At 62.3% G+C, this 12729-nt stretch carries 10 protein-coding genes; 4 read left to right on the top strand and 6 right to left on the bottom strand.

Annotated features, from left to right (window positions below):
- Nucleotides 1-139 precede the first annotated feature (139 nt).
- Nucleotides 140-1360, bottom strand: a complete 1221-nt coding sequence (locus tag BW11_RS03140) for a restriction endonuclease subunit S (protein WP_140444486.1) — start codon at nucleotides 1358-1360, stop codon at nucleotides 140-142.
- Between the two features lie 323 nt (nucleotides 1361-1683).
- On the bottom strand, nucleotides 1684-3147 hold the full coding sequence (locus tag BW11_RS03135; RefSeq protein WP_140444487.1) for a class I SAM-dependent DNA methyltransferase: 1464 nt from the start codon (nucleotides 3145-3147) through the stop codon (nucleotides 1684-1686).
- Between the two features lie 124 nt (nucleotides 3148-3271).
- On the opposite strand from BW11_RS03135, the gene BW11_RS03130 reads away from it, so the two are divergent.
- Nucleotides 3272-4396 (top strand): diacylglycerol kinase family protein, encoded by a 1125-nt coding sequence (locus BW11_RS03130; protein WP_181162451.1) that lies wholly within the window; start codon nucleotides 3272-3274, stop codon nucleotides 4394-4396.
- Nucleotides 4397-4407: 11 nt separating this feature from the next.
- Here the strand turns inward: BW11_RS03130 and BW11_RS03125 are convergent, their stop codons facing one another.
- Together BW11_RS03125 and BW11_RS03120 are read right to left on the bottom strand one after the other, a co-directional pair.
- Nucleotides 4408-5241, bottom strand: coding sequence for a PRD domain-containing protein (locus tag BW11_RS03125; protein WP_140444489.1), 834 nt, complete (start codon nucleotides 5239-5241; stop codon nucleotides 4408-4410).
- A 33-nt stretch (nucleotides 5242-5274) separates the two neighbouring features.
- Nucleotides 5275-7401, bottom strand: coding sequence for a glucose PTS transporter subunit IIA (locus BW11_RS03120; RefSeq protein ID WP_140444490.1), 2127 nt, complete (start codon nucleotides 7399-7401; stop codon nucleotides 5275-5277).
- A 471-nt stretch (nucleotides 7402-7872) separates the two neighbouring features.
- Between BW11_RS03120 and pgm the strand changes: the two genes are divergently transcribed.
- From pgm to rpiA, 3 genes are all read left to right on the top strand, one after another.
- Complete coding sequence (pgm, locus tag BW11_RS03115) at nucleotides 7873-9549, top strand: phosphoglucomutase (alpha-D-glucose-1,6-bisphosphate-dependent) (protein WP_140444491.1); 1677 nt, start codon at nucleotides 7873-7875, stop codon at nucleotides 9547-9549.
- Between the two features lie 155 nt (nucleotides 9550-9704).
- Complete coding sequence (locus tag BW11_RS03110) at nucleotides 9705-10715, top strand: ribonuclease H (protein WP_375137626.1); 1011 nt, start codon at nucleotides 9705-9707, stop codon at nucleotides 10713-10715.
- Nucleotides 10716-10839: 124 nt separating this feature from the next.
- A complete protein-coding gene (gene rpiA / locus BW11_RS03105) occupies nucleotides 10840-11538 on the top strand; it encodes a ribose-5-phosphate isomerase RpiA (protein WP_140444493.1) in 699 nt (232 codons plus the stop codon).
- 204 nt (nucleotides 11539-11742) lie between these two features.
- Here the strand turns inward: rpiA and BW11_RS03100 are convergent, their stop codons facing one another.
- Nucleotides 11743-11832, bottom strand: coding sequence for a 30S ribosomal protein bS22 (locus tag BW11_RS03100; protein WP_004268639.1), 90 nt, complete (start codon nucleotides 11830-11832; stop codon nucleotides 11743-11745).
- A gap of 206 nt (nucleotides 11833-12038) precedes the next feature.
- Nucleotides 12039-12692: a hypothetical protein gene (locus BW11_RS03095; protein WP_258184481.1), complete on the bottom strand. Its 654-nt coding sequence runs from the start codon at nucleotides 12690-12692 to the stop codon at nucleotides 12039-12041.
- Nucleotides 12693-12729 lie beyond the last annotated feature (37 nt).

Below are 12729 nucleotides of genomic sequence, written 5' to 3'. Positions count from 1 at the left end.
GACCGCACCGTATCGGCGACGATTTCCTGACGGCGACATCCGGCGTTCCGCGTGAGCGAATCACCTGTATGTTGCACCCCTCGGCATGGCGAGATGGCCGCAGCCGACGCACCATGTCCATATATCAGATCCGCCCCTGTCACAAGGCGTCACGGAAGGCCCGAGACTGCAAAGCGGCGAACAGCTCGTCGTCCAAGGCCAGCGCCCGCTCGACCTTGGCCCGAGCCGCCGCAATTGACTCCACCCGCCGAGCAAACTCTTTTTGCAACTCGATCGGCGGCAGGGGGATATTTATTTGTGAAAGCGCCTGCTGATTGACCTTATATGTTCCATTCGTTGTCCTCGCCGACCTCTCAATTTGACTACGAACTGACCCACTATGCCAAACTATTTCCAAATAAGGCAATAATATTTTGTCCGTATTCACTCGTCCTGCAATAATCGTATCAGGGAAAACAAGATCCGGACAATCCTTATTACTGTATGCGCCAACACCAACTAGTGATTTATTACCATTCCCTCGGCACATCATGAAATCTTGACCGGTTACACGCTTATCAGCAGGAGGCTCAGTATCAAAAGTTCCTTCTTTTACAGCGCTCACATCAAACTTCCCTTGAGTAATTGCCGATAAGGTAAGAACCCGAGCGCTTACAGTTCCGCTTTTTGAAGGAGATAGTCCATTACGCATCACTGGCATCAGATCACCCGACTCAACAATCGGGAAATCATCACTCAAAAACATTTCATCAAAAAATGACTGCTTAAGCTCGTCAAGATCTACAAGGATCTGACGATGCTTGGCGCGAATGGCATCGGCCCGATCAAGCACAGCCACAATCCGCCTCTGCTCCTCCAGCGACGGCAGAGGAACGTGGATATTCAAGAATGCTGCTTCTTTGACTCGGTTCTGCCCTGATGCCCCAGCGCTTATTCGTTCCAATTCTCCCAAAAATGACTGAGTCTGAACAAGATAGTTCAAGTATCTTGAATCAAGTTCTTTCTCATCAACATCGAATAACGGGAATTCATTCGTAACAACGACTCCATCCAACTCTTCAGGAATAAGTGCCATGGCACCACGACGAGCCCAAATCCGTGAAAACACAAATTGACCAGCGTGGCCGCGATTACCCGTGAACGGCTTGGGAGCCTTACCATCGCCAATTTCACGGCGTACAGCACCGTTGCCATACAGTTTCACAGAAATCAACGGCACCGAAAGCGGGTCATCAACATGGACCATATCCTTCCAATGATGAAGAACATCCCCCAGCTTCACCATACGCGGTTTTTCTCCGTCACCGTTTCGCGACATATTCACCTTCATCTTCGAGGGGTCACTCATGAAATCAGCCATCGAATAACCCTTTCAACACCCACGAACCATTATTCCGCACCGCACATTTCTCAACCAACCGAACTACCCTTCAGTCCCGCTTCGCGGGCCAGCTCCCCTGACAAGGGGAGCCGAGAGAAAACAACATCCCCACGCAACGAGTGTCGGGGCGGCGTATGCGATGCTCGACCGTAGGCTTGGCCGAACGGCCTTGAGTGTGTCGAGCATCGCATACGCCGCCTCGACACGACCAACACCGACACGGCTGACGTCGAAGGAGATCTCCCCCTCGGTCACGCTTCGCGCGACAGCTCCCTCATCAGAGGGAGCCGGAATCACACCCGTCACGAAAGCAGCTCCCGCAATGCCGCGACATCGGCCGCGATCCCGGAATCAAGCGAGTCGATGTCGTCCAGGATCTCCGAGACCGACCGATGTTCCTCCTCCTCGTATTCGATCTCCTTGTACCGATTGAGGCTCAGGTCGTACTCCTGTCCGGCGATCTCCTCCTTCGGTACGCAGAACGACTGCTCCGTCCGCGCCCGGGATCGCTCGGACTCGTCACGTCGATGCGTCCAGCGTTCGAGCACGTCCGGCAGGTCGTTGGCCTCGATCGGCGAGCGCTTGTCGTCGAGGGAGTATCCGTCGGCGCGCACGTCGTAGAACCATACGTCGTCGGTGCCGCCGCCGTCGGTTTTGGTGAACACGAGGATCGCGGTGCTGACGCCGGCGTACGGTTTGAAAACGCCGGACGGCAGTTTGACCACCGCTTCGAGCTTCTGCTCCTCGACGAGCGCCTTGCGCAGTTTCTTGTGTGCGCCGGTCGAGCCGAACAGTACGCCTTCGGGCACGATGATGGCCGCGCGTCCACCCGGTTCGAGCATGCGCAGGAAGTGCGCGAGGAACAGCAGCTCCGTCTTCTTGGTTTTCACCTGGCGCAGCAGTTTCGCGCTGGTCGTCTCGTAGTCGAGGCTGCCGGAGAACGGCGGGTTGGCGAGGATCAGCGAGTAGCGGCCTTCGTCCTCGTCGCCGGATGCGCTCAGCGAGTCCTTGTAGTGGACGTTGGGATCGTCGATGCCGTGCAGCATGAGGTTCATGCTGCCGATGCGCAGCATGGTGCGGTCGAAGTCGTAGCCGTGGAACATGTCGGTGGCGTACCGTTCTCGCAGCAGCGGGTCGCTGTATACCTCCGGGTGATGTTCGCGCACGTATTCGGCGGATGCGACGAGGAAGCCGCAGGTGCCGCACGCGGGATCGCAGATGGTATCGCGAGGGGTCGGCGCCATCATCGCGACCATGAGTTGGATGATGTGTCGCGGCGTGCGGAACTGTCCGTTCACACCGGAGCTGGAGAGTTTCGAGAGCAGGTATTCGTAGAGGTCGCCGTTCACGTCCGTGTTGGACATATCGATGTCAGAGAGCATGTCGACGGTTTTGGCGAGCAGCAGCGGCGTGGGGATCGTGAATCGCGCATCCTTCATCTGCTCCGCGTAGGAGGATTCCGCGCCGCCCATCATCCGCAGGAACGGGAACACCTGTTCGGAGATGATCTCGTACATGGTCTCCGGGTCCTTCTGCGAGAAGACGCTCCAGCGCAGGTTCCGCTGATCCTCGGTGAACACCGCGTGTTCGATCGGGCGGCGGAGCCGGCGCGCCTTGTTCTCCTCTCGCTGCTGGTTCATATCGAGTCGGCGCATGAACAGCAGGTAGGTGATCTGCTCGATCACCTCGAGCGGATTGGAGATGCCGCCGGACCAGAAGGCGTCCCAGACACGGTCGATTTTGTTGCGTACTTCGGAACCAAGCATGACATCCGATCATAGCGGGACGGGGAGGCCTGACGGGGAGCCAGAAGAAGCCGACGTAGAGGAATCGTCGAATTTCGTCGTGGCGTTGCATGTCGCGGTGGGGTTTGCGTGAACAATGGGAGTCATGCCCACAGCCGTCATCATCGTCATTGCAGTCATCATCGGTGTCGCCATCCTCGTGGCGGCGGCCTTGGCGTACCGTTCGTACCGTCGTCAGCTTCTTGCCGAGAAGCTTGTCGAGCGCGACGACGATCAGGTGCATTACGCGTTCATCGTGAACCCGTCCAAGCCGCAGGCCGAGGTGAGACGTCAGCATATCGAGGAGTTCTGCGCATCGAAGGGGTTGACGGAGGTCGAGTTCATCGACACGCAGCTGGACAAGGACGGCCGCGCATGCGCGCTGGAGGCGCTGAGGCACGGCGCTGACGTGGTGATCGCGGTCGGCGGCGACGGCACGGTGAGGACGGTGGCCTCCGCCGTCTCGGGCACCGGTCACGCGCTGGGCATCGTGCCGATCGGCACCGGCAACCTGTTCGCCCGCAACATGGGCATTCCGGTGGACGACATCGACGCGGCGCTGACGGTGGCCACCTCGCATGGCTCGCGCACGGTGGATATGGGCAGGCTCACGCTGCTGGACCATCCGGAGGAGGATCACGGGCACGCGTTCCTTATTATCGCCGGCGTCGGCTTCGACGCGGCGATGATCGACGACACGGATCCCCAGCTCAAGAAGAACATCAGCTGGCTCGCCTACTTCGTAGGTGGCGTCAAGAACCTGTTCACGCCGCGGTATCACGCGAACGTGACGATCACCAGCCGCGACGGCAGCACCCATTCGACGCGCGGTCTCATCTTCCGCACGTTCATGGCCGGCAACTGCGGGCAGATCCCCGTGTTCTCGCTGATGCCGAACGCCTCGTACGACGACGGCCTGCTTGATTTCGAGATCATCGACACGACCGGTGGCATCCTCGGCTGGGCGAACCTGTTCGGCGACGTGGTGCATCAGACGATCACGGGCCGTGCGGAGCAGAATCCGCTGTCGACGAATTCGACGATCGACCAGATCCAGGGCGTGAGCGCCGAGCTGACGTTGGAGAAGCCGGCTCTCGCGCAGGTGGACGGCGATATGCTGCCCGAGACGCGTCATATCCGCTTCGATGTGGAGCGCAGGGCGCTGATCGTACGCGTGCCGGAGGTGACGCCGGATCTGTCGGCGACGGGCACGATCCCGCCGGTAAAGTGAATCCAATGCCGCTATGCGGCGGTGACACGGGCCACGTGGAGGGTGAGGTAGGCGATCTCGTCCTCGGTGAGTGTGGTGTCGAGACGCAGTTCGATGAGTGCGGCGATGCGTCGGGCACAGTCGAACGCCTTCGGATAGGACTGGGTGATCGACGTGACGATCGCCTCGGGTTCGCGCTCGAGCTGGCTGTGCTGGTGGATGCGCACGAACAGGTAGCGCAGATGGGTGATGAATCGGCCGACGTTGACCGAATGCTCATCAAGCTTGATGTCGTAGGTGCCTTCGATGACGGCGAGCAGCTGTTGGATGACGCCGGTCATCGCATACGTGTGGGAGAGGTCGCCGGTCGCGAATCCAGCGTTGACCAGATGGAGCGCGAACGCCACGGCCTCGCTGTCGGGTAACGCTCCGTTAAGTCTGCGATTAAGGGAGACGAGCAGTTCCCGTCCCTGCGTGTATTCACGCTCGTAGAGGGAACTCACTTCTTCGCTCAATGGGTAGGCAACGGCCGGAATGCCGTTCCTGACGCGGCGCAACACGCCGCATACGTGGTCGGCGAGCGCCATGACGAGCGTCGGATTCTGCGCCGCTTGGGCGCCGAGTCCGATCTCGTCCATGGCGTCGGAGACCAGTCTGATGATCTCGGGAGGAATGTCGCCCAGCAGCTGGGCCATGTGGTCGGGACCGCGACCGTCGGCGGGCACGAACACGCGTGCCACCTTGGTCGTGTCGACCTTCATGCCGGGTTTGGCCTTGAAGCCAAGGCCGCGCCCGGTGAGGATGACTTCGCGCCTCCCGTCCTTCGCCAGAACGACGTTGTTGTTGAAGACGCGAAGTACTTCCATGGCGTTCCTCCCGATCCCGGGACGAATCCCGGATTACTTCTCGATGGCGATGACCTCGTCGCCGGCCTTGACGTCCACACCCGTCTTCGGAGTGACCGCCGTGAGCATTGCGGTGTTGAGCACCGTCATCAGGGTGGTGGTGCTGTAACCGGATGCCTTGACCTTATCAAAGTCGACGGTCACCAGCGTGTCACCGGCGTTGACGCGATCGCCCTTGGCAACGGCCACGGCGAAGCCCTCGCCGTTCATCTTGACCGTGTCGATGCCGACGTGGACGAGCACCTCGACGCCGTCATCGGTCTTGAGACCGAATGCGTGGCCGGTTTCGGCGACGGTCTGCAGGACGCCGGAGACCGGAGCCTTGACGATGGAGTCGGTCGGCTGGACGCCGACGCCCTCGCCGAGGGCGCGGGAGGCGAACACCGGATCGCCGGCGTCGTCCAGGGAGACGACATGGCCGTTGACCGGGGACAGGACTGCGGTGGTCGGCTCGCTCTGGGAGGCCGGAGCGGACGGAGCGGCTTCGGCAGCAGGAGCGGCCGGAGCGGCGACCGGGGCCGGGGCGGCGGCGGACTCGACGGAGCCCTCATCGGACTTGGCGGCGACCGCGGCGGCGACGCGGGCCTTGACCTCGGCCTTCTGCTCCGGGGTGCGGTAGTCGAAGGTGATGATCAGGACCATGGAGGTGATGAACGCGGCGGCGATGGCGATGGCGTAGACCCACATCTGGTCGAAGACCGGGATGGTCAGCAGGGAGGTGAAGGCGAACGCGGTGGTGGTCACGCCGTGGACGGTCTCGCCGGAGGCGATGGTGGACGGGAACAGCCATCCGAGGACGGCGATCACGACACCGCCGACGCCACAGCCGACGAGCATACGGGAGTAGATGAGCTTGTAGCGCAGGTGGATGCCGTAGAGGCTCGGCTCGGAGACGCCGCCGAGCAGGCCGGCCGCGAGCGCACCGATCGAGGTCTGGCGCATCTGGTCGTCCTTGTCACGGATGGAGAGGAACAGCACGCCGGCGGTGGCGCCGAAGCAGGCGAAGTTCCACGTACCCATCGGGCCCTGGATGAAGTCGTAGCCTATCGACTGGATGTTCATGAGCATGAGGGCGTTGAGCGGCCAGTGCAGGCCGAGCGGCACGAGGAACGGGTAGAGCAGCGGGATCGCGATGGCGAAGATGAAGGGGGCGTGGCCGTTCATCCAGGCGAGGCCGACACCGAGGCCGTTGCCGACCCACACGCCCAGCGGACCGATGAGGAAGGCGGTCAGGGCGCCGACGATGATCATGGAGAAGAACGGCAGGAAGACCAGCTGGATGCTCTCGGGGATGATCCTCTTCATGCCGTGGTAGACGAGGGCCAGCACGGCGGCCATCATGAGCGGCACGAACACGTTGCCGGAGTAGTCGGACAGCTGCATCGGCAGGCCGAAGACGGTCGCGGTGCAGGAGGAGGTGCCGAGGGTCTCGTTGGTGACGCACTGCACGGCGTCGCCCCACGTCTTGGTGTCGGACAGCGCGGTGAACTGCGGGGTCATCAGCGCGGCCATGATGGCGCCGCCCAGCCACGGGTCGACCTTGAGCTTCTTGGCGGCATTGTAGGCGACCATGATGGGCAGGAAGTAGAACACGCCCTTCCACAGCGCCTTGATGAACATGAGGCCGGTGTTCGCCTCGTCGTTCGGGATCACGCCGATCGAGATGAACAGGTTGACCAGCGCGATGATGATGGACGCGCCGAGCAGGACGCCCAGGATCGGGCGGAAGGAGTCGGCCAGGTACTCGAAGAAGTTGTCGAGCCACGCGACCTTGCCGCGCACGCCTTCGTTGCGCTTGGCGGCCTTGAGCTCGGCGTCGCTCATCTCGCCGTCGGCGGCGTCGGCGTCGACGCTGCCGGCGCCGACGCCCGCCATCTCGGGCAGGTGCATGATCTCGTCGTACACGGTGGCCACCTGACCGCCGATGACGACCTGATAACGATTACCGGACTGCGGCACGCCGCCGAGCACGACCTTGTTGGCATCGAGCGAGGCCTGATCGACCTTGCCGTTGTCCTTCAATTCGAAACGCAGTCGAGTGGCGCAGTGCGTCAGCGACTTGACGTTGGAGGCGCCGCCGACGGCGGTGATGATCGCCTTGACATCGTCCTGATGCGACATCGGATTCTCCATTTCCTACTGTTCTTCCACTGTTTCTAGTCACCTTGCGTGATCGTCATCGACCCCAGATAACAGAAAAGACCCGAGACAAGGACCATATGGAGCCGTGGGGCGAATACACCTACGGCGAGTCCATGTCTCAGGTCTTGCCTCGAAATCTTGAGTAGCAACCCTGCTAAGGAAACTGACGGAGGTCAGTGTACCATGCCTCCAAATATCGCGCAAACGTTTACTGATCGCCGCGTGTCGCGGCACGACACGCGGCGACCGCCGCCCTCACGACGATCCGTCGATATGCGCGCGGACGATCCGACGATGCCCGGATGCCGCATCCTACCGCCCCTTGCGCCACCCCGGCGTCATCCCGTCATCGCCACGGTCATACAATTCAACATCCATTCACTCACATTTCAGAACAATTGAGCACAAAATGTTACTCACCGTACATGTCGGACGCCGTAGAATGGAGACATGGTAGCTAACAATGCGGGCAAGCCCGCCACCCCAGCAGATCTGATCAACGTCGATGAGGTCATCGGCAAGTACTATGACCTCGTCCCCGACCCGGCCGTTCCGGAGCAGCGTGTCATCTTCGGCACCTCCGGCCACCGCGGTTCGTCCCTGAAGACCTCGTTCAACGAGGCCCACATCGTCGCCATCTCCCAGGCCATCGCCGAATACCGCAAGAAGGCCGGCGTCACCGGCCCGCTGTACCTCGGCTCCGACACCCACGCCCTGAGCGAGCCGGCCCGCAAGACCGCCATCGAGGTGCTCGTCGCCAACGGCGTGCACGTGCGCGTCGACTCCCGCGGCGACTTCGTGCCGACGCCGGTCGTCTCCCAGGCCATCCTGACGCACAACCGTGCGGCCGACGGCACCCAGCGCTTCGAGGGCGAGGGTCTGGCCGACGGCATCGTCGTCACCCCGTCGCACAACCCGCCCACCGACGGCGGCTTCAAGTACGACCCGGTCACCGGCGGCCCGGCCCCGGCCGAGACCACCAACGCGATCGCCGCCCGCGCCAACGAGCTGCTCGCCGACTACAAGAACGTCAAGCGCGTGCCGTACGAGGAGGCCATCAAGTCCGAGTACGTCGAGCCCTTCGACTTCCGTGAGCACTACGTCGCCGACCTCGGCAACGTCATCGATTTCGATGTGATCCGCTCCTCCGGCGTGCGTCTCGGCATCGACCCGCTCGGCGGCGCGTCCGTCAACTACTGGCCGCTCATCAACGAGAAGTACGGCCTCACGATCGGCGTCGTGCGCCCCGAGGTCGACCCGACCTGGCGCTTCATGACCATCGACCACGACGGCAAGATCCGCATGGACCCGTCCTCGCCGTACGCGATGAAGGGTCTCGTCGACGAGCTCAACGCCGGCGCGTGGGACAAGTACGATCTCGTCGGCGGCACCGACCCGGATGCCGACCGTCACGGCATCGTGTGCCCCGACTGGGGTGTCATGAACCCGAACCACTACATCGCCGTGTGCGTCGAGTACCTGTTCGGCGGCAACCGTCCGGGCTGGCCCGAGGGCGCTGCGGTCGGCAAGACTCTGGTCTCCTCCTCCCTGATCGACCGCGTGGCCGCGTCGATCAACGCGAAGGTCATGGAGGTCCCGGTCGGCTTCAAGTGGTTCGTCGACCCGCTGTTCAAGGGCGAGGTCGCGTTCGGCGGCGAGGAGAGCTCCGGCATGTCCTTCCTGCGCAAGGACGGCCGCATCTGGACCACCGACAAGGATGGCCTCATCCCCGACCTGCTCGCCGCGGAGATCACCGCGAAGACCGGCAAGAACCCGGCCGAGCTGCACAAGGACCAGGTGGCCCGCTTCGGCGAGTCCTGGTACAAGCGCGTTGACACCCCGACCACGCTCGAGCAGAAGCAGAAGTTCGGCAAGCTCACCGGCGACGACGTCACCGCCACGCAGCTCGCGGGCGAGGACATCACCGCCAAGCTCACCGAGGCGCCGGGCAACCACGCCAAGATCGGCGGTCTGAAGGTCACCACGAAGGACAACTGGTTCGCCGCCCGTCCTTCCGGCACCGAGAACATCTACAAGGTCTACGCCGAGTCCTTCGAGAGCCCGGAGGCCCTCGACAAGGTCCTCGCCGAGGCCGAGGTCGTCGTCGACAAGGCGCTGGCCGAGTGATTCGGCGCTAGTCGCCAGTCGACACATCGATTAGACAAAAGGGGATTCCCGCGCAATGTTGAATCGCGGGAATCCCCTTTTGTATGGTGGTGGGCATGGGTAAGAAGATTGTGGTGTCCACCGATGGATCGGCGTTGGGCAATCCGAACGGACCGATGGGGTGGGCGTGGGCCGACCATGACACGAACGCCGGAGACGGCCGCATTCCCGGTCATGAACACGATTCCAGAGGGTACGACGCCGGCGGCGCCACGAACGGCACGAACCAGATCGGCGAGCTGTGCGCGGTGCTGATGGTGCTGCGCGCGCACCCCGGGCCCGAACCGCTGCTCATCGAATCGGACTCGCAGTATGCGATCAACTGCTCGACCAAATGGCTCAAGGGCTGGAAGAAGAACGGCTGGAGGAACTCCCAGAAGCAGCCGGTGAAGAACGTCGAGGTCATCAAGGCCATCGACGCCGAAATCGCCAAACGCCCCGGCCCGGTCGATTTCAAGTGGGTCAAGGGACACGCCGGCAACGCGGGCAACGAACTCGTGGACGAGCTGGCGAGGACATACGCGCAGGAATGCCGCAAGAGGTCGCAGGACGGTTACCTGCCGCTCGAAGGATGGCAGTCGCTGCTCAACTCGCCATATGCGAAGGGCACCGATGTGCCGCCGGACGCGCAGCTGATGCTGGATCGCGCCGCTGCGGGCCTCAAGCCCGTCGACGAACGACATGAGACGACGATCGATCGTGACGGAGCCAGGGGACTGCCGCGTAGGAACAGGTCCGCGTCCAAGGACAAGACGGATTCGGCAGGACGCAAGGGCCTGCAAGAGCAGGAAACATCGCTGATCGCATCGATTGCGCCGGTCGCATCAGCCACACCAATCGCATCGACCGAAACGACGGAGACGTCGGAGAGCCGGCCGGCAGACGCCGATACACGGCACGTGACCGCACAGTCAGGCAAGCAGCAGCCCGTACGCCCCGCACAACCTGCGAATACACCGACTCCGAGCGGCCTCAAGGTCTCGGGTGAGGTGCACTTCTCCCCCGCTCCGAAGACCAGCCCGTACTTCACCGGCGAGAGCATGCACGTACGCGGCTACATCGCGGTGGACGGATTCGTGGATGGCGACGGCAACCTCACCATCACCGACGCGGACTTCCTGCGCTAAACGACGGATCCCATCCGACGAAGCTGAACAGCCGGCGAACACGAGTGGACACGACCGCACACAATCTCCCACCCGCGTTAGGATGGAAGCGGACTTTCAACAGGTCAGGAAAGGAATCACCACCATGGATAAGGCACAGCAGGACGCCCTGAAGAAGGCCGCCGGCATCGAGGCCGCCAAGCTCGTCGAGAACGGCATGATCGCCGGCCTCGGCACCGGTTCGACCGTCAAGTTCCTTGTGGACGAGCTCGGCCGCCGCGTTCAGGAGGAGGGCCTTCAGTTCACCGGCGTGACGACCTCCCGCCGCACCCAGGCCCAGGCCGAAAGCTACGGCATCAAGATCGTCGACATCGATGACGTGGACCACATCGACGTGACCATCGACGGCGCCGACGAGGTCGACAAGAACTTCAACGGCATCAAGGGCGGCGGCGCGGCCCTCCTGTGGGAGAAGATCGTGGCCACCAACTCCAACAAGATCGTGTGGATCGTCGACGAGTCCAAGGTCGTCGACACCATCGGCAAGTTCCCGCTGCCGGTCGAGGTCATCCCCTTCGGCGCCGGCCACGTCGTCAAGAAGTTCGAGGCCAAGGGCTACAAGCCGGTGCTGCGTCTCGACGCCGACGGCGAGGAGGTGCGCACCGACGAGAACAACTTCGTCGTGGATCTGCATCTGGAGCGCATCGACCACCCGTTCGATCTGGCCGAGGACCTCATCAACACGGTGGGTGTCGTCGAGCACGGCCTGTTCCTCAACATGGTCGACACCGTCATCGTCGGCGATCCAAACGGCCCGCGCGTGCTGACCAACTCCAACAAGTGATCGCGTCGTAGATCGCGGATATTCACGAAGGACGGGTCCTCTCCCCTTGGGCGCAACCCATGGGGAGAGGACCCGTCCTTCGTAGTACGTACCAAGTCGAGACGATCGCACCGATTCGGTGCGTATGACGCATATAAGACGCATATAAGAAAACCCCGGAACCTTGCGGTTCACGGGGTTTTCACGCCTTGAAAGCAGGTAAGACTACTTACGCTGGTGGCGGGTCTTACGCAGCAGTTTGCGGTGCTTCTTCTTGCTCATCCGCTTGCGGCGCTTCTTGATGACGGAACCCATCTGAAGCCTCCATTCCGATTAATCGTAAAAGTTGCAACTCGCACGAGTATACACATGATCTCGGACGATGCCACCCGCAACGGTCACCAAAGGTTCATCGAACGTCCATACACACGTCCACACATGAGGGGTCTCGACGCCTGTCTTCGACCGGCACCATCCAAGGACGGCCACGCGTTGCGCTCGGTCTACAGGGCTCGAGGAGCCTACAGCGGGAACTTCTGGTAGAACCGCTGCACCGAGGACTTCGCGCCGGTGGCCTGGAACACCACCGTGTCGTTGCGCCACACGGCCGTGGCCTGAGCGCCGTCCTCCGCGCCGCCCTTGACGACGTAGTCGCCGGTGGAGCTTCCCTGCACCTTGACCGATCCGGAGGCGATCGTCTTGCCCCCCAGCGCCTTGGCGAGCGCATCATACTGCGTCTTCGCGGGCGTGGACGTGCTCCACTGCGCCACGACCAGCGTGACGTTCTCGGTCTTCTTGCCGGTCGAATAGGTGAGCGTGTACTCCTCGAGCGGCGAGGAGGAGCTCCATGTGGTCGAATCCTCGGCCTTGGTGCGCGCGAAGTTCAGCACGCTGTCCGGCATGGCCTTGAGCAGTTCGGTCGCGTCCGACGGCAATGCCTCGGCCTTGATGCTCGGCGTGGTCGGCTCCGCGCTTTGGGATTGATCCGCCTTCGGCGCGACGTCCTTGTTGAGCGCCCATCCGGGCCATACGAACGCGGACAGGAACGCCAGAATGATCGCCACGACCGCCGCCACGACGACGACGAACAGTCTGGCGTGCGATCCACTCGATGGGACACGTGCATTCCTGCCGGATTGCGGACGGTTTTTCGGACGGATACTCGACTTCGACATGACTCCGATTGTGGCACATCCGCCTGACGCGCCGCCC

Origin of the sequence: Bifidobacterium sp. UTCIF-38 (genome assembly GCF_006454495.1) — a bacterium.
Classification (GTDB): domain Bacteria; phylum Actinomycetota; class Actinomycetes; order Actinomycetales; family Bifidobacteriaceae; genus Bifidobacterium; species Bifidobacterium callitrichos.
This window is presented reverse-complemented; position numbering and strand designations above follow the sequence as displayed.